Consider the following 17,684-nt stretch of genomic DNA (forward strand, 5'->3'; position numbering starts at 1 on the left):
AGGACAAAATAGTGGAACATCTCTTATATTTTGCAAAGAAGTTACATTCTTTTTCTGGGAAAATATTGTATATAAATTTATTAGGGATGGCTTTAGTCAGTCTTTTGGAGGGAATAGGAATTCTTTTATTAATTCCTATGATAAGTATCAGTGGAGTTGTAAAGGTAAATAATGGTTCAACTCCAGTTCCAGAGATGTTTAAATTTCTGCACAATATTCCTGAAACAATAAGTTTGTTGCTTATTTTAGGCATTTATATCTTTTTGGTAATAGCTCAGTCCCTCTTACAGCAAAATCTTACCCTTCGCAATACAAAAATTCTTATAAATTTTACAAATCATATAAGATTGGAAATTTATCGTGCTTTATTACAGGCTAATTGGACTTTCTTTGTGAAAAAGAGGAAGTCTGATCTTATCAGTGCAATGACCGATGAATTAGGACGCGTTGTAAATGGAACAAATTTATTTTTTCAGATGTTAACTGCTCTTATTTTTACACTAATACAGTTTGGAATCGCCTTATGGTTATCTGTAAAGATTACAATTTTTGTACTATTCGCTGGTTTAGTACTTGCCTATTTTTCTAGACATTTTATAAAAAAATCAAGAGCGCTAGGAAATCGAACATCTGAGATAGCCAGAAGTTATCTTGGGGGTATAACAGACTATTTTAATGGAGTTAAAGATATTAAAAGTAATATGTTGGAAGAGTCTAGATATACATGGTTGCATACTTGGTGCCAAAAGATAGAGCAAGAGCAACTGGCATTTATTAAATTGAAAAATAGCTCACAACTTTTTTATAAAGTTACATCGTCTATTCTAATTGCATTTCTTGTTTTTGCATCTGTAAAACTATTCCAAGCTCAGCCAGCGCAATTAATATTAATTATCCTTATTTTTTCTAGATTATGGCCGCGATTTACAACTATTCAGTCTAACCTGGAACAACTTGCTGCAAGTGTTCCTGCTTTTAAGTCTTTAATCGAATTGCAGGAAGAATGCAACAAAGCCGCGGAACTGCAGGATATAGAACGACAATACAAAGATGTAAAACCGATGTCTATAGAACAAGGAATTGAATGCCGGAATATGTATTTCCGCTACAACTCGCAGGAATCCTTATATGCTCTTCGAAATATCAATTTCGAGATACCTTCCAACTGCATGACGGCTATTGTCGGTCCTTCGGGAGCTGGAAAAAGTACCTTAATTGATATTTTAATGGGACTCATGCAGCCAGAAAAAGGACAAATATTAATAGATGGTACTCCGCTCACAAGTGATAATTTATTGTCATTAAGAAAATCTATTAGTTATGTTCCGCAAGATCCATTTTTATTCAATGCAAGCATAAGAGAAAATTTGTTAATGATTGAACCAAATGCAAGTGAAGAACAAATTTGGGAGGCGCTGGAATTTTCGGCAGCTGCTGAATTTGTACGAAGACTTCCGCAAGGGCTTGATACATTCATTGGAGATCGCGGAGTTAGGCTTTCTGGAGGGGAACGACAACGGCTTGTACTAGCACGAGCTATTTTAAGAAAACCTTCGATTCTAGTGCTAGATGAAGCGACAAGTGCGTTAGATACGGAAAATGAAGCGAAAATTCAAACTGCTCTAGAAAGATTAAAAGGAAAGATGACTATTATCGTTATTGCCCACCGTTTATCAACGATACGCAATGCTGATCAAGTGCTTGTAATAGACAAGGGAGAAATCGTTCAAAAAGGAGCCTTTGTCCAATTGGCAAAAGAAGAAAGAGGTATGTTTAGTAAACTGTTAGGAAATCAGGTAGAAGTTAGCGTCTAGAGATAGTAGGTATTAGTAGCACGTCTTGACAGAACTAAATAAATACAAATTGAAAAACCGACATAAAAACCTCCTTTCTTTTTAAGGGAGGGACGAGAGCATTTGGCCGCGCATAGAAACGGTTAGGGCCTTTTCCTGCCACATGCAATGTTTAAAACAAAAGGAGTACATATTGTATTCTGCATAGCAGGTCGAGAAATTAAAATGAATATATATAGTTGATTTACGAGCTATATTAGTATAGGTATGAAATGAAAAACAGTAGGTGAAGTAAGTTGCGGTACGTTAGGTGTCCATTTACATTTCATTAAAGTGAAAGAAATTGAATGGGATATGTTCCGTACGCAAGTTCATCAATGGGAACGCGATTAATATATGACTCTTTACTAAGAGACCCGACCCCTCAACATGCAGCGTGTTGAGGGGTTTTTATTTTTGTGGGTAAACCACTTTTTCTTGATGGAAAGTTTACTTTATAGTCTTTGCTTTGAAGTATTAAACATTTTGGGGAGAGTCACGAACCGTGCTCCGTTAGATGTAAGGTCAGGAATAAATCGGTCGAGAGCGTCTACGGACCCCTGTAAATTCCCCCCTGGTGCAGTGTGTTGCAAGAGGATACTTCCAGGAAAAGCATTCCCTAATACTTTGTTAGTAACTTCTTTGGCATTTAAGCCTTTCCAATCTAATGTATCTACACTCCATTGAATAATCATAAAGTTTTGTTCGGTAGCCCACTTCACTTGATTTTCATTTATAATTCCATAAGGAGGCCGGAAGAATTTAGGGGAGTATCCGGTTAGCTTTTGTAATATTTTTTCTGTATTTAAAACCTGTTCATGATATTGTTTATCACCTACTTTTATTAAATTAGGATGATTATAAGTATGATTTCCCACGATATGCCCTTCGTTAACAATCCGTTCTACAACTTTAGGATATCTTTCAGCATTTTCACCTAATAGAAAAAACGTCGCTTTTACACCATGTTTTTTCAATTTATCTAATACTTGAGGAGTGTAGAGAGTATCTGGACCATCATCGAATGTGAGAGCAACTTCGGCCTTGTTATAAGGTCCTGCAAACGCATATGCATATTTTTCTACCCATGAAAAAGGAGTCCATGAGCCCCTGACTGTTGAACTCTTTTGTGAGATAGGAACGGTCTCCACGTAATTTAAAGGATAAAATGTATTTTGAACAAGTGGGTAAGGAATTTTTACAGAGGAAGTGTCGCATGGAATATTATAATAAGGAACATATTGAAAGGGAACTACTATTTGGTTTGGATAAAAATCGTACATCATTAAAATACCTCCTTAGAAAAGATAACAATCTCTTTAAAACTTTTATATGTCAATAATTGTAGTTTGGTTAGGAGAGAATGAAGAATTCCTCAATGAGAGGGATTTTCTCTATTTTGTAAAAAAACGGAATAGTACCTTGTGATGTTCAATACTGAATGATATATTATAATTAATAAGGTATCTTGCATTGAACAGTACTGGATGGAGAGGAGGATTACCTTTGAATGTTCAATTTAAAAAAGGGGTATTGGAGCTTTGTGTTCTTGCACTTGTAAGGAAACGAGATTGCTATGGCTATGAGTTAGTGCAGCAAATTTCAAATAAATTTTTAATATCTGAAGGCTCAGTGTATCCTTTGTTACGTCGTTTAACGAAAGAAGGATACTTTCAGACATATTTAAGAGAATCATCGGAAGGGCCTCCGCGTAAGTATTATCAGTTAACAAATCAAGGAGCAGATCAGCTCAATGCACTTGTGACAGAATGGCGTGATTTTGCAAGGGGAGTACAAGAAATTATTGAAGAGGTGTAAGGGATGACTAAAGAGAAATTTCTTCAAGAATTATCAGAACATCTTAGGAAGTTACCAGAAGAAGAGCGGAATGATATTTTATATGACTACGAGGAACATTTTCAATTTGGAATGGAAGAAGGGAAAACAGAGGAAGAAATTATAAAAGCACTTGGTTTCCCTAAGGCAATTGCTAAGGAAACGTTAGCGTCTCATCGTATAGAGCAGGTGAAGCATAATCCAACTTTTTCTAACTTGGCAAGAGCAATTGTAGCAATTATTGGACTCAGTTTTTTAAATTTGGTTGTTGTGTTAGGTCCGTTACTAGCGATTGGGAGTCTTATTTTAACGCTTTGGGCAGTTGGTGTTGTATTTGTTTTATCACCACTTCTTCTGTTAACAAAAATTGTTTTCGCTCAAATTTTTATTTTATCTGATGTATTTGCCATTATTATACTCTTCGGTGTTGGTTTACTTTTAGGGATTGCTGCGTATTATTGTACGATTTGGTTTAAAACACTTTTTGTTAAGTACGCATATTGGAATTTAAAAGTAATTAAAGGAGAGTAGATAAGATGAAAAAAATTGTGCTGATAGCAATTATTTGTATTGCAGTTGGGGGAATCGGTTTATTTTTTACAAGTTCAGCCTTTTTTATGAAAACTGCAAATGGATCAGCAGAAACAAAGAAATTGGAACAGAAACAATTTAAAAATGAGCAAATTAAAAACATTCATGTTGACACAGATGTTGGAGATGTTGTGATTGAAAAAGGTAAGACTGATTTGTTTGAGGTTCGGTATAGCGGCGATCAGGAAAAGCGAAAATTAGACGTAAACGAGAACGGTGAAATGCTACAAGTGGAAGTGAAAACGAAAAAGAGGCATATATTCGATTTTTCTTTTTTTTCATTTGATTTGAAAGATGAAAGCCTTACAGTTATTGTGCCTGAACGTGTATATAATAAAATTGAAGCAAAGACAGCAGCGGGAACGATTCATGTGCAAGATATTCAAGGCGAAGATATATCTGTGCATTCAGCAGCGGGCGATGTGGAAATGAAGGAAATGAAAGCGCAAAATGTAAAAGTGTCATCTAGTGCGGGAGAGGTTGTTCTTCATAAAGTGGAAGGGAAAGTGCATGCAGAGGCAGCGGCAGGAAGTGTAGAGATAACGCAGCATAATCCAGAGTATAGTGTTGAGGCGGATTCGGCAGCAGGAGATGTCAGTATTCAGCTGCAGGAAATGCCGAAAGATGCTGTTGTGAAAGGAGCTTCTCATGCAGGAGATGTTCAGATTTTCGGGAAAGAAAATAAAGAAATTACTTTAGGCAATGGAAAGATACAGATTAAAGGGAAAACAGCAGCCGGCTCTGTGACAATCGAAGCGAATTAAAAACAGACCAAATTTGGTCTGTTTTTAATGTAAATGACGATAGACACCAATTACTTTTCCAATAACAGAAACGTTATCTAAAATAATAGGTTCTAAAGAAGAGTTTTCTGGCTGTAAGCGGAAATGATCTTTTTCTTTGTAAAAACGTTTTACCGTAGCTTCGTTGTCTTCTGTTAAGGCGACAACGATTTCACCATTGTATGCAGATTGCTGCTGGCGAACAACAACTAAGTCTCCGTCAAAAATCCCTGCTTCAATCATACTGTCTCCAGAAATTCGTAACATAAATACTTGATCTGAGCCTGAAACGAGATTCGCTGGAAGTGGAAAATGTTCTTCTACACTTTCAACTGCTGTAATTGGTAAGCCGGCTGTAACTTTTCCGACAATCGGTACGTGAACGACTGGTTGCGTAGCTGATTGGATATTGTCGTTTCCTAAAATTTCAATCGCTCTCGGTTTTGTTGGATCGCGGCGAATGTATCCTTTTTCCTCTAAGCGAGATAAATGTCCGTGCACAGTAGAGCTAGAAGCAAGGCCGACTGCTTGACCGATTTCACGTACGGAAGGTGGATAACCTTTTTCTTGTACTTTTTGTTTAATGAAGTCAAGAATGTCTTGTTGCCGTTTCGTTAACTTCTCCATATTTTTCACACCTCGTTTTCTATAAATTTTCTTATTTGTATTATAACATGCAAGAAAACATTCTACAAACGTAAGTTCGAATAAAAGCTGCGTTTATGGTAAAATATGATGTAAAAGGCGAGATAGAGAAGAGGGTATGAAATGAATGCGATTATTTATGCACGTGTGAGCACAACGAAAGAAGCGCAAGAAACATCATTAGTACGTCAAAAAGATGAATTATTGCATTTAGCTAGGCAGTATGACATGAATGTTGTAAGAGTAGTAGAAGAGAAAGCGAGCGGATATAGTATCGAACGAGATGGGATTTTAGAAGTGCTAGATGTCATTCGTGATGAACATGTTGATGTACTCCTTATTCAAGATGAAACGCGTCTTGGAAGAGGGAATGCGAAAATTGCCTTAATGCATTGTTTGAATAAAGAAGGAGTAAAAGTATATACACATGCACATAATGGCGAATTGCAGCTTTCTGATTCAGATTCAATGGTGCTTGATATTATTGGTATAGTAGAAGAATACCAGAGAAAGATTCATAATTTAAAGATTAAACGAGGAATGAAACGAGCTGTAGAAAATGGATTTCGTCCCGAAAAAAACTTGAAGAATCGGCATTTAAGCACAGGTCGTGAGAAAAAAGAAGTACCTATTGAAGAGATTGTTCGTCTGCGCCGCAATGAGTTAACATTTGAAGAAATTGCAGCAACGCTCCGTGGTTTTGGTCATGATGTATCAAAAGCGACGGTACATCGCCGGTATGTGGAATATACGAAGCAATTGCTTGATAAACAAGAGTAACTATTGTATGATAATAATCAGTTTGTAGTAGAAAGGGGATTCGAGATGCTAAGTCACGAACTCATTGAACGCATTAATTTCTTAGCGAAAAAAGCAAAAGCAGAAGGTTTAACGGAAGAGGAGCAACGTGAGCGTCAATCACTCCGTGAACAATATTTAAAAGGCTTTCGTCAAAATATGTTAAACGAATTGAAATCAATCAAAGTCGTTAATGAAGAAGGTAAAGACGTTACGCCGAAGAAGTTAAAAGAATTAAAAAAACAAGATAAAGCAAAATTAAATTAAAAGATGGGCGCAGCCCATCTTTTTTTTAGTTTGATAGGAAAATTCGTTATGTAACAACTTTCCAATTATGATTCGTTGTCGCTTCGATTGTCTTTCGTTCTAATATGTAATTTGCAATGAGCTCAGACATATCAATTGGTATATCTTTTATAATGGGCTTATTTTGATACATAGCATAATTTCCGCCACCGCTTGCACGGTAATTGTTCATGACAACGTCATACTCTTGATGAAAGTGAATAGGAGCGCCTTTATATTGTAGGGAAACGACTCTTTCCCCTACTGGTTTTGAAATGTTTAATATGTATGAAATGCCTTCCCACATATCGTAATTATAATGCTGCGGTTTTGGTTCTATATATGCAGGGTTTACAATGATATTTCTATCTGTATCTAACGAGAAATATTCAGCAGTTAACTCAAGTGCCTCTTTTATATCTTTTCCTGTAACGCGAACAACTTTTAATGTATTTGGATAAATATAATTTGAAACAATATCTCTCATTGTAATCTGGTTTGGAAAGCCGGAAGATTCGTTATGAAACAGACTTGTACATGAAATATCTACTCCGGATACATCCATCTGTACTTTATTTATGAATTCGATAAAGGCGCAATCTTGTAAGCGAGTTTGCATCGCATCGTGAATCAACATATCACCAATAATGGAGCCAATAGGTTGGTCTAACCATTCTTGCGTTCGCTCTTCATATGTCGACACAAGTGAAAGCACCTTCTCATCTGCTGGAATACCTTCAATAGGTAATAATTCAGAATGACATTCTTCAATCATCCACTGGTTTTGATTCTTTGTTAAAGTGACATAGATTTTCCCTAATGAACGGCCATTGGATCCAGTTTGTAGAACAGTTACACCATTTACTTTTGTATGAGCAATATAGCGATGTTGATGCCCCGTTAATAAAATATCAATTTCTTCAATTTCTTGACACATTTCATATCCTTGATTTTCCCCTGTTAAAATCTCTGTTGGTTCTCCGGTTTGTAAGTCACGTTCAAAACCGCCGTGGTAGGCAGCAATGAGTAAATGTGGTTGCTCTTGCTCTTTAATATAGGAAACCCACTGTTTTGTTGTTTCGAGTGCATTTTCGAATATTACATCTTCAATATGATGAGGCTGTTCCCAATTTGGAATGTAATGCGTTGTTACTCCTAAAACAGCAATTTTTATATCTGGATGTATATGTTTAATTATATATGGATTTCCAAAATAAGGTTTCCTTGTTTGTTTATTCATAATATTAGCGGCTAAATAAGGCATATTTGCATGAGCAACAGCTTTGTTTAATACGTCCATTCCGTAGTTAAATTCATGATTTCCAATAATCGCTGCATCATAACCGATATGATTGGCGATAATCGACATTGGATGTTCTTCATTCTGCATATATTTGGTGTAGTAATAAGTAAACGGAGTTCCTTGTATGAAATCACCGTTATCAATTACGAGAACATGATCATTCTGGGTGCGTTCCTGTGCAATGCGCGTTGCAATCTTTGCTAGTCCTAGTTCTGCATTTTCGTTATTTTGATAGTGTATCGGGTAGACCGTACCATGAATATCACTCGTTAATAAAATACTTACATTTACAATGTTGTTTTGATTCAATGTTATCAACCTTCTTTTATATAATCCATTCGCAGGCAATATCACAGTTAGTTTTCATATGTATTATCTACATTTGAAGTAAACATATATGCAACTGCGACTTTAGAAATTTTTTATCCTTTCGTGTTGACTCTTACGTTACGTTATACTTTATTGTATGTACTAAGGGAGGGCAAAACAATGACAATGAAAGTGAAAGAAGTAGCAGATTTAGTTGGTATTAGTGTGCGCACACTGCATCATTATGATGAAATTGGGTTATTAACCCCAGAGGAGACGACCGAATCTGGTTATCGCCTTTATTCCGATGATAATCTGGAGACATTGCAACAAATTCTATTTTTTAAAGAACTTGGCTTCCCTTTAAAGAAAATTAAAGAAATTATCGATAATCCTTCATTTGATCGACAAGAGGCACTTGTTTTGCATCGTAAAATGTTGCTTGAGAAGCGCTCTAGATTAGACAAAGTGATTTCGACGATTGATAAGACGATTCAACACTCGAAAGGAGAAATTCAAATGACAAACAAAGAAAAATTTGAGGGCTTTGATTTTAGTCAAAATCCATATGAGCAAGAAGCACGTGAAAGATGGGGAAATGAAGCGGTTGATAAGGCTAATAAAGCAGCGAGCAGTATGACGAAAGAGAAACAAGAAGAATATAATGCGATTTATAGGAAGCTTGCAATACTTCGTAATGATTCACCTGAATCAGAACAGGCTCAAGAAGCAATTCAAGAATGGTATAACTATTTGCAGAATTTTGGTCATTACTCATTGGATGCGTTTAAAGGTTTAGGACAAATGTATGTCGATGATGAACGATTTACAAAAAATATTGATCAATTCGGTGAAGGATTAGCGAAGTTTATGCAGGTTGCAATGGCTGTGTATGCTGATCGTAATAAGAAGTAAAATGTACACTTATAAGGTGAAAGGTCTTATTCTCCAAATGGAGGATAGGACCTTTTTTACGGTTATTAATTGCTAGATAAAATATTGCGTTCGAAACGATAAGAAAAGAAAGCAGGTGTTATATAATTAAGAAGAGAGGAGGAATGTTATGGCAATGCAACATGAATTTATCTTTGTTTCATATGAAAAGGGAGAGTTAAGTTCTGAAGATTTTTCTTGGAATAATAGGGGATTTTCTTATAAAGATGGTACAGCTGTTGAAGAATACGTCATTTTAAGTGATGAGTTTATTTTATATATAATAGATTTCTTGCGTTGGATTCCAACTTATAACCCTTCTAGAAGAGAGAATGGATTTGGTCTTCATTATCATGGCATCACTAAAATTGAGAAAGAAGGAGCAAATATAGCAGTAAATTTATTTTGTTCACTAATTCATTTGTTTTCATTAGCACCTGAAACAATGGAACTTACAGGATCATTTCAATGGACTGATGGTGATGATGGCGAATATGAAAAGCTATTTTTCAATCGAGATACTCTGTGTGCAGAATTACAATCTTTGGTTAAGTTATGTTATAAAGTGAAATGTGAAGAAGGATATATTTTACATTTTGGAATTTAATTTTGGAAGGGATAATAAACAACCGATTCCAATACGGCTTTACTTGTCAGTCGAACAAACATTTATCCCAGAAGATGTTGTGCAGTATTTATGAGATTACACAAAATAAAAAAGCCGAGATTACTCTCGACTTACTCCGATAAAGTAATTATAGTATACGGGAGTGGTTTCAGTGGGGATTATTAAAGGAAATATTGCAGAAATGAAAGCTGAAATAGATTTAAAAGAAAACAAGATTTATGTAGTGAAAGATGGACAAATCCATGAGATAGATCCACCAAACAGCGGACACGGTGAACAATCATTTGTATATAAAAATGGAAAAGTAACTCGTGTTGATGAGCGGAAAACACAGTTACTTTGATACCAATTTTGAATTTTGTAGGAAAGGAGAATAAGCAATGTTAAAAAAGGTGACAAAGTAGTAATGCATACATGTGGTGAAGCGGAACACTGTAATGGGCGAGTTTGGACTTGTAGTGCCGATGAATTTGTAAGAGGTGAAGGTATGTACAAACAAAACCTCGTTTTCTTAGAAGGATTCTGTAGGTGTTTCCTAACCGAATATCTTCAAAAGGTGAATTTGTAACAAAATCGTTATTTGAATTTAAAAGTCATTTCTCAATAATTCACTAAAAATCTGGTAAATATTGAAAAAGAAACGGAACTAATAATATAAGAATAAAGCCTACAACAGTTATGGATATAACTTTAATTAGACCTTTCTTTACCTCTTTTTCCAAATATAAACACCTCCGTATCGTTTGCATTTAATACTATCACTGTTTTTAAAATTTATAAAATGTTTTGATCAAATTTTATTTTAAAACTACAGTTGAATGTATCGAGGGAGAGTTCAGTATCGCCGTTTGTAAAGATGCAGTAAATCTATTTAGAGAAAACTAAACAAAAACGCTATTTTGTCAGGAAAGGAGAATGGATATGAAACGAATTGAAGCTAATGATTTTAATATCGTATCTTGGCTGATTGAAGAAGTAAAGCGTAAGTCTGAATAAAAACTTTATTAGTATGAATCATTAACTTCTTTTATATTCGTGGAAGAGGCATCTAATAGAAGAAAGATCGCTGCTATAATATGCAAAACAATTTCTATGTAAGGAAAGAATGCAACTAGAGCCGTAAGAATGCCTATATAATTAGCATAGGTTTTCATGCCTTCTTTTTTTGCTAATAAGATTGTAATGATATGCAAGGTGATTATTGCAAGTAGTGGTATCCCGTATAGGTAAATAAGTCCCTGAAGCAAATAGCAATGGATTAATAAAAGATGGAAGATACCTGTAGTCCATTTTAAAGCTTTTACGACTGCTTTCAAAACGAAACCTCCTAAAATAATTTCTATATATATTACCAAATATATGTGAATCACGATAGATATTTTAACAAATTACTTAACTATTGTTCTGTTATGAGAAGATGTTTAAACATAGCGGAAATTAATGAAAATTTCATTTTGTAGAGGAATGGGGTGACTAGATTGAGAGTCGATAAAATATTATCAGAGTTATGGCACTTAAGAGGTAATTTAGATGGTGGAATGATGACTCGTGAAGAGTACGAAAAAGAAGCTCAAGATATTGCTTTTATGGCAATAAACGCAATTAAAAAGTTACAGGAAGAAATAAGCCTTCTAAAGATACATGAATATCGCCAATTGTTTAATGAAAAAATGAAGTTAAAAGAGGAAAATGAATTTTTAAGAGATGACGTCCAAATTAGGGATGAGCGCATTGAGGAGCTTAAGAAGGAATTATATGCATTAAAAAGAGCAGCTAGCAAAGAAGGCTAACTGCTCAGGTTCAGAAATGGGTTGTCTACAGTATTGACGGAATATTTATTTTAAATCAAATTTACTTAAAGTAAACATCCCAGTAGATAAAATGGCTGCGCCTACTGCAGAACCTAGCCAGTCTCTCCAGCCTAATGTATTTAAAGGTGTGCCTGTTAAATTCATAATTATGAAGATAGCAAACATTAATACACCGAATGCTAAGCATCCCCAAAATGTTTGTAAAGATTTAATCATCTTCTTTCGGAACTTGTCCATATAAATCACCCTTACTAATACCTTTTATTTTTATAAATAAATTATCGCATGTATAAAGATTGAAAGTACAGAATATGCAATATTGCATATTGAAACTCAACAAAATAATCCTTTGAAACAAAAGGAAATAGCATTTTGACAGCCATTTAGTGTAAGTGGTATTCAACATTTGTTATTATGAATGGTATAATAATGAAAAATTTTTAGTCCTACTGGAAGAACCAGCGGACATCAAACTATAAAGAGCAGCAATCATGCTCTTTGGTTTGGTGTCCGCTTTTTGTTTGTTATCAAATAGACAAGGAGTGTTTTATATATGGAACAGTTAACATTCTTACCGAAAATTAATCGTAAAGCTACACAAGATCGTATAGAAGCAGTTCTTGAAAGTATTCGGATTTATAGACAATTTGGCATGATTAGAAATGAAATGAAAGTGACAGCTTCTTGTGAAGTGAGATATCACGGGCCAACAAATGTGGCAGGTAATCCAGCTGAAGATGTTGCTCTTGAAAATGTAGAATTGAGTAAGCGAGAAGAAAGGCTACAACGCCTATCTTTTCAAGTGGATAAGACATTAAGTCGTTTTAGCAAGAATCAACGGGACATAATTGTAAAACGTTACTTGGAAGATGAAGAAATCTTTGATTATATGGTTTATAACGAGATTGGAATGAATGAACGGAAGTGCTTTTTATAAATAGTTTGAGAAGAAGTCTATTGGATTGATAATCTGTGTTTCTACCCATACCGCAAGTGTTCCATAGATAAAATAAAAAGGGCTTTTCCAACAAAGAATGTACGTCTACAGTAGGACAAGTACTCAGTCATCCAAACGCTTGTTACATAAAATGAAGAGAATAACTCATACATTCTTTGTTCATGAACTTGCAGGTTTATGAACGTTTAAATCACAAAAATAGGAGACCTATCTATGCATAGAATCAGATGATTTGAAGGTTTCCTAGAAAGGATGAGTATATTGTCTTTTCCTAACATCCCCAATATAACACCTACTATTTCTATTACTACTGCACAGACCATTCCATTGCTTTTAAGTTCCATTGCCCTAGAAGAATTAGCTCTGGCTCATATTGTCAATGCTGAGGCTGAAAAGCTTCAATTTGTTTTAGGAACATTACCGGAGGGGAAAACTACTCTTTCCCCTCCGATAGTTACGATATCCAATCTTCTTGCTATCGACTCCAGTGTGCAAAGAACCCTTCGTGACGTTATCAAAAAGGAAATGTTACTAGAGTTCAAGTTTGAAAACGTTCTGGATTTATTAGCTACTCTTCCTCCTGTGTTTCTTTTTGTATCAAGTCGTGACAATAACACGGTATCCATTTTTGATATCTCCAATCCTTCGAGTCCTGTACTTGTAGGGGAGTTTGGTGGTGCAGGGGAGTTAAATGGTCCTACCGAATTGGCGATTACCGGTAACACGCTTTACGTCTCAAATCAATTCGATAACACGATATCCATTTATGATATTTTCGTTCCTCCGGCTCCTATCGTCCCTCCAGCTCCTGTGCATTTTGTAAAGAAGTTTGGTATGGGAGAGTTAACTGGCCTTGCCGGATTGGCGATTACCGGTAATACTCTCTATGTCGCCAACCAATTCGCTAACACGGTATCCATTTATGATATTTCCGTTCCTTCGGATCCTATACATGTAGAGGGTGGGGATTTTGGTGAAGGATTAAATGGTCCTTTTGGATTGGCGATTACCGGTAACACTCTCTATGTCGCAAATCAATTCGCTAATTCGGGATCAATTTTTGATATTTCCGATCCTTCGTTTCCTGTACATGTAATTGAATTTAGTGGTGAAGGGGAGTTACATGACCCTACTGGATTAGCGATTAATGGTAATACACTTTTTGTCTCAAATTTTAGCAATAGTACGGTAGAACGGTATAATGTTTTCACTCCTACTGATCCTGTACATGTAGATGAATTTGGCGCTGGAGAGCTAAATGGTCCTATGGGATTGGTGATTGCCCCTCCTGTCCCTGTTTTCCCTCCTAATCCTTGTTATATCGCAAATCAATTGGCTAACACGGTATCGATTTATTCCCTTCCTTCAGATCCTATTGTTCCTCCGATTCCTATACGTGTTTTTGGTTCAGGCTTTTTACATGCTCCTACTGGATTAGCTGTTTTTACTCCGCCTTCTCCAGTCTAAAACGTTTTTAAAATAAAACAATTAGTTTTGGTAATAATTACAAATTCCCGATATATAATTATCATTGTGACATACGAATTAGTTCGCATGAACTATGTTTAAAAAGGAGGAGAATTACGTGGGGAAAATCAAAAAAATGATATCAATTGTGGGAATTATAGGAATGATGGTATTAGGTTTTTTGTTTATTTCACCACTACAAAACGCATCAGCAGCGGACATGGGGAGATTTACTACACAGTGGGGAACAAAAACAATTGGTACTGTTTGGGCATCAGGAGACAAAACAATTTGGATTAATGGTGTTAATAGATATCATAAAGATGGAACTGGACCTATAAAACCAGCGAATGTAGGAGCAATACAAGTAAGATTATGCACTGCTGGTACAAATAGCTGTACTAGTTGGAAATCATTCACTGAGACTTATAGTTGGCCATATTATAATGGAAATGCAAGATTTACTGGTATGAGAGGCGCGTATTATAACGTACAAATTACGGATGCTTGGGAAAATTATTATTTCACATATACTTGGTCTATTTAATCTTTTATATTTATAAAAAATTTTGATTAAAACTCATAAAGAATTCTTTAATGAAAAAGAAACTAAACTGTATAACTTTTTTCAAAACATCGCTATCAGGTTAACAAAAGTATACTGCCCCAAAACGATAAAATTGAGTAATTTACAAAAAAATTGTTTTAGGGTAATTCTAAATTCTTAAGTTGATGGCAATGCAAGGTGACCCCTTCTAAAATATCATTTTCGCATAGGGAAATGAGTTTTTATCTATTTGCGCCAATTTATCTCACGTCATATACTCAAATTGCATATTTTTCGACTTGATGTAGGAGATGGCGATAAAAAGCTACTCCTATTTTTTATACACATATATATTTATTAATAGAAGAAAACAAAATAGCATAGGATAAAGTCTAGTAGGGAATGAGATTTTATCTAAAATTTGTAAGTTAAAGTTTGCAAAGCGAAGGCACTTAATGCTTGTACATGATATGGTTGGCATTAGAAATGCAAATCGAATACTAAAAGAATTAGAACGATACGTAGATGTAACGGTTGTATTGTAATTGTCCAGATATTTGGTATATTGAAAAGCCTATAAAATTTCATTGTGATGGAGAAAATATTTGTATTATTCCAGGTGTAATGTTTAAAGATAATAATGGCTTACATGTAAGGATTATTTGCAGTAAAACATGATTTGTTTGTTAGAGTTTTTGTTATGCAGGACATATTTTAATTTGACCACATTTTTGACCACATTCTTTTTAAAAAAGCGTGAAAATCTAAAAAAGTATAGCAGATTGGAACCCTATACATTGTGGAAAATAGTACGTTTTTTTGAACAAATACGAAAAAACATCAACATATTTGTCGATACATGTTGTATAATCTTGCAAGGAAAGATATCATATAAATGTGTAAAACGTTTACTTTAATATAAGCGAAGGGAAGAATAGCATGACACATTCAATCGAACAACTTTCTATCAACACGATTCGCACATTATCCATTGATGCGATTGAAAAATCAAACTCTGGTCATCCAGGAATGCCAATGGGGGCAGCTCCAATGGCGTATACATTATGGACGAAATTTATGAAACATAATCCAAAAAACCCAACGTGGTTTAACCGTGATCGTTTCGTATTATCTGCAGGTCATGGTTCAATGTTACTATATAGCTTACTGCATTTAGCTGGTTATGACGTAACAATGGATGATTTAAAGAATTTCCGTCAATGGGGAAGTAAAACACCAGGTCACCCTGAGTTCGGTCACACACCAGGTGTAGACGCAACAACAGGTCCACTTGGACAAGGTATTGCAACAGCTGTAGGTATGGCGATGGCTGAAAGACATTTAGCAGCGAAATACAATCGTGATGAGTATAATCTTGTTGATCACAATACATATGCAATTTGCGGTGACGGAGACTTAATGGAAGGCGTTTCTGCTGAAGCATCTTCATTAGCAGCTCATTTAGGATTAGGTCGTCTAGTTGTGCTATATGATTCTAATGATATTTCATTAGATGGCGATTTAAATCGTTCTTTCTCTGAAAGTGTAGAAGATCGTTATAAAGCATACGGCTGGCAAGTAATCCGTGTTGAAGATGGAAACGATATCGAGGCAATTGCGAAAGCGCTTGAAGAAGCAAAAGCTGACGAAAAACGTCCAACATTAATCGAAGTAAGAACAACAATCGGATTTGGTTCACCAAACAAATCTGGAAAATCAGCTTCACATGGTTCTCCGCTTGGCGTAGAAGAAACGAAGTTAACAAAAGAAACATATGCTTGGGCATTTGAGCAAGACTTCCATGTACCAGAAGAAGTGTATGAAAACTTCCGTAAAACAGTACAAGATGCTGGTGAATCAGCACAAGCTGAGTGGAATAAAATGCTTGATGATTATGCGAAAGCATACCCAGAATTAGCAGCTGAACTGCAAGCAGCAATGAAAGGTCTTCTTCCAGAAGGTTGGGATAAGAACTTACCAACATACGAAATCGGTTCAAAAACAGCAACTCGTTCATCTTCTGGACAAATTATTAATGCAATTGCTGAATCTGTACCGTCATTCTTTGGTGGATCTGCAGACCTTGCTGGTTCTAACAAAACATATATGAACAAAGAAAAAGACTTCACAAGAGAAGATTATAGCGGCAAAAACATTTGGTATGGTGTACGTGAGTTCGCAATGGGTGCAGCAATGAATGGTATCGCACTTCACGGCGGTTTAAAAACTTACGGTGGTACGTTCTTCGTATTCTCTGACTACTTACGTCCAGCAATTCGTCTTGCTGCATTAATGCAACTGCCAGTAACATATGTGTTCACGCATGATAGTATCGCAGTTGGAGAAGACGGACCAACGCATGAGCCAATTGAACAGCTTGCAGCTCTTCGTGCAATGCCAAATGTAGATGTTATTCGTCCTGCTGACGGTAACGAATCTGTTGCAGCTTGGAAACTAGCGTTAGAATCTACAAAAACACCAACTGCATTAATCTTAACTCGTCAAGATCTTCCAACATTAGAAGGCGCAAAAGACGATACGTATGAAAAAGTTGCAAAAGGTGCATATGTAATTTCTCCAAGCAAGAAAGAAACTGCTGATGTAATCTTACTTGCAGCAGGATCTGAAGTAAGCTTAGCAATTGAAGCGCAAACAGCATTAGCAAAAGACGGTATTGATGCAACTGTTGTTAGCATGCCATCTATGGATCGCTATGAAGCGCAATCAGCTGAATATAAAGAATCTGTATTACCAAAAGCAGTAACGAAACGTTTCGCGATTGAAATGGGTGCTACTTTCGGATGGCATCGTTACGTTGGCCTTGATGGAGACGTATTAGGAATCGATACATTCGGTGCTTCTGCTCCTGGTGAAAAGATTATGGAAGAATACGGATTCACTGTAGAAAACGTTGTTCGCAAAGTAAAAGAAATGCTATAATGATTTTAGAAAAATCTCT

18 protein-coding genes and 3 pseudogenes are annotated in these 17,684 nt (G+C 35.6%); 16 read left to right on the forward strand and 5 right to left on the reverse strand.

Annotated elements, in window-relative coordinates; all coding sequences use genetic code 11:
* Positions 1–11 precede the first annotated feature (11 nt).
* Together WAZ07_RS10670 and WAZ07_RS26220 are read left to right on the forward strand one after the other, a co-directional pair.
* Entirely contained in the window at positions 12–1,814 is a 1,803-nt protein-coding gene (locus WAZ07_RS10670; RefSeq protein WP_336472427.1) for an ABC transporter ATP-binding protein, read from the forward strand.
* Positions 1,815–2,099: 285 nt separating this feature from the next.
* Positions 2,100–2,186, forward strand: a pseudogene (locus WAZ07_RS26220) (hypothetical protein); the annotation flags it as partial.
* Positions 2,187–2,287: 101 nt separating this feature from the next.
* On the opposite strand, the gene WAZ07_RS10675 reads toward WAZ07_RS26220, so the two are convergent.
* Positions 2,288–3,115, reverse strand: coding sequence for a peptidoglycan-N-acetylglucosamine deacetylase (locus WAZ07_RS10675; protein ID WP_336472581.1), 828 nt, complete (start codon positions 3,113–3,115; stop codon positions 2,288–2,290).
* A 223-nt stretch (positions 3,116–3,338) separates the two neighbouring features.
* On the opposite strand from WAZ07_RS10675, the gene WAZ07_RS10680 reads away from it, so the two are divergent.
* From WAZ07_RS10680 to WAZ07_RS10690, 3 genes are read left to right on the forward strand one after another with little or no spacing between them, the layout of a single operon-like run.
* Positions 3,339–3,650 carry a PadR family transcriptional regulator gene (locus tag WAZ07_RS10680; protein ID WP_336472428.1) on the forward strand — a complete coding sequence of 104 codons (312 nt, stop codon included), beginning with the start codon at positions 3,339–3,341 and terminating at the stop codon, positions 3,648–3,650.
* 3 nt (positions 3,651–3,653) lie between these two features.
* On the forward strand, positions 3,654–4,199 hold the full coding sequence (locus tag WAZ07_RS10685) for an HAAS signaling domain-containing protein (RefSeq protein WP_336472429.1): 546 nt from the start codon (positions 3,654–3,656) through the stop codon (positions 4,197–4,199).
* Between the two features lie 5 nt (positions 4,200–4,204).
* A complete protein-coding gene (locus WAZ07_RS10690; RefSeq protein ID WP_336472430.1) occupies positions 4,205–5,023 on the forward strand; it encodes a DUF4097 family beta strand repeat-containing protein in 819 nt (272 codons plus the stop codon).
* A gap of 24 nt (positions 5,024–5,047) precedes the next feature.
* Here the strand turns inward: WAZ07_RS10690 and lexA are convergent, their stop codons facing one another.
* Entirely contained in the window at positions 5,048–5,668 is a 621-nt protein-coding gene (gene lexA, locus WAZ07_RS10695) for a transcriptional repressor LexA (RefSeq protein WP_336472431.1), read from the reverse strand.
* A 141-nt stretch (positions 5,669–5,809) separates the two neighbouring features.
* Here lexA and WAZ07_RS10700 point away from each other — a divergent pair, with 141 nt between their 5' ends.
* Positions 5,810–6,466 (forward strand): YneB family resolvase-like protein, encoded by a 657-nt coding sequence (locus tag WAZ07_RS10700; RefSeq protein ID WP_242221528.1) that lies wholly within the window; start codon positions 5,810–5,812, stop codon positions 6,464–6,466.
* Positions 6,467–6,511: 45 nt separating this feature from the next.
* Positions 6,512–6,751: a DUF896 domain-containing protein gene (locus tag WAZ07_RS10705; protein WP_154709338.1), complete on the forward strand. Its 240-nt coding sequence runs from the start codon at positions 6,512–6,514 to the stop codon at positions 6,749–6,751.
* Between the two features lie 46 nt (positions 6,752–6,797).
* Here the strand turns inward: WAZ07_RS10705 and WAZ07_RS10710 are convergent, their stop codons facing one another.
* Positions 6,798–8,381: a bifunctional metallophosphatase/5'-nucleotidase gene (locus tag WAZ07_RS10710; protein WP_336472432.1), complete on the reverse strand. Its 1,584-nt coding sequence runs from the start codon at positions 8,379–8,381 to the stop codon at positions 6,798–6,800.
* Positions 8,382–8,561: 180 nt separating this feature from the next.
* On the opposite strand from WAZ07_RS10710, the gene WAZ07_RS10715 reads away from it, so the two are divergent.
* The 4 genes and pseudogenes from WAZ07_RS10715 (at position 8,562) to WAZ07_RS10730 (ending at position 10,285) form a co-directional block, all read left to right on the forward strand.
* On the forward strand, positions 8,562–9,296 hold the full coding sequence (locus WAZ07_RS10715) for a MerR family transcriptional regulator (protein ID WP_336472433.1): 735 nt from the start codon (positions 8,562–8,564) through the stop codon (positions 9,294–9,296).
* A gap of 148 nt (positions 9,297–9,444) precedes the next feature.
* Positions 9,445–9,921, forward strand: coding sequence for a coproporphyrinogen III oxidase (locus WAZ07_RS10720; RefSeq protein WP_336472434.1), 477 nt, complete (start codon positions 9,445–9,447; stop codon positions 9,919–9,921).
* A gap of 7 nt (positions 9,922–9,928) precedes the next feature.
* Positions 9,929–10,015, forward strand: a pseudogene (locus WAZ07_RS10725) (cell division protein SepF); the annotation flags it as partial.
* A 78-nt stretch (positions 10,016–10,093) separates the two neighbouring features.
* On the forward strand, positions 10,094–10,285 hold the full coding sequence (locus tag WAZ07_RS10730; RefSeq protein WP_336472435.1) for a DUF3954 domain-containing protein: 192 nt from the start codon (positions 10,094–10,096) through the stop codon (positions 10,283–10,285).
* A gap of 661 nt (positions 10,286–10,946) precedes the next feature.
* On the opposite strand, the gene WAZ07_RS10735 is transcribed toward WAZ07_RS10730, so the two are convergent.
* Entirely contained in the window at positions 10,947–11,258 is a 312-nt protein-coding gene (locus tag WAZ07_RS10735; protein WP_336472436.1) for a hypothetical protein, read from the reverse strand.
* Positions 11,259–11,420: 162 nt separating this feature from the next.
* On the opposite strand from WAZ07_RS10735, the gene WAZ07_RS10740 reads away from it, so the two are divergent.
* Positions 11,421–11,732, forward strand: a complete 312-nt coding sequence (locus tag WAZ07_RS10740) for a hypothetical protein (protein WP_396547581.1) — start codon at positions 11,421–11,423, stop codon at positions 11,730–11,732.
* A 45-nt stretch (positions 11,733–11,777) separates the two neighbouring features.
* On the opposite strand, the gene WAZ07_RS10745 is transcribed toward WAZ07_RS10740, so the two are convergent.
* Entirely contained in the window at positions 11,778–11,990 is a 213-nt protein-coding gene (locus WAZ07_RS10745) for a hypothetical protein (protein ID WP_336472437.1), read from the reverse strand.
* A gap of 316 nt (positions 11,991–12,306) precedes the next feature.
* Between WAZ07_RS10745 and WAZ07_RS10750 the strand changes: the two are divergent.
* The 4 genes and pseudogenes from WAZ07_RS10750 to tkt all read left to right on the forward strand — a co-directional run.
* Positions 12,307–12,675 (forward strand): annotated as a pseudogene (locus tag WAZ07_RS10750) (ArpU family phage packaging/lysis transcriptional regulator); the annotation flags it as partial.
* Between the two features lie 297 nt (positions 12,676–12,972).
* Positions 12,973–14,178, forward strand: coding sequence for an LVIVD repeat-containing protein (locus WAZ07_RS10755; protein WP_336472438.1), 1,206 nt, complete (start codon positions 12,973–12,975; stop codon positions 14,176–14,178).
* A 118-nt stretch (positions 14,179–14,296) separates the two neighbouring features.
* Positions 14,297–14,725, forward strand: a complete 429-nt coding sequence (locus WAZ07_RS10760; protein ID WP_336472439.1) for a hypothetical protein — start codon at positions 14,297–14,299, stop codon at positions 14,723–14,725.
* A 939-nt stretch (positions 14,726–15,664) separates the two neighbouring features.
* Positions 15,665–17,665, forward strand: coding sequence for a transketolase (tkt, locus tag WAZ07_RS10765; RefSeq protein WP_336472440.1), 2,001 nt, complete (start codon positions 15,665–15,667; stop codon positions 17,663–17,665).
* The last annotated feature ends 19 nt before the right edge of the window (positions 17,666–17,684 follow it).

The sequence above is a fragment of the Bacillus bruguierae genome (assembly GCF_037104725.1).
GTDB lineage: Bacteria > Bacillota > Bacilli > Bacillales > Bacillaceae_G > Bacillus_A > Bacillus_A bruguierae.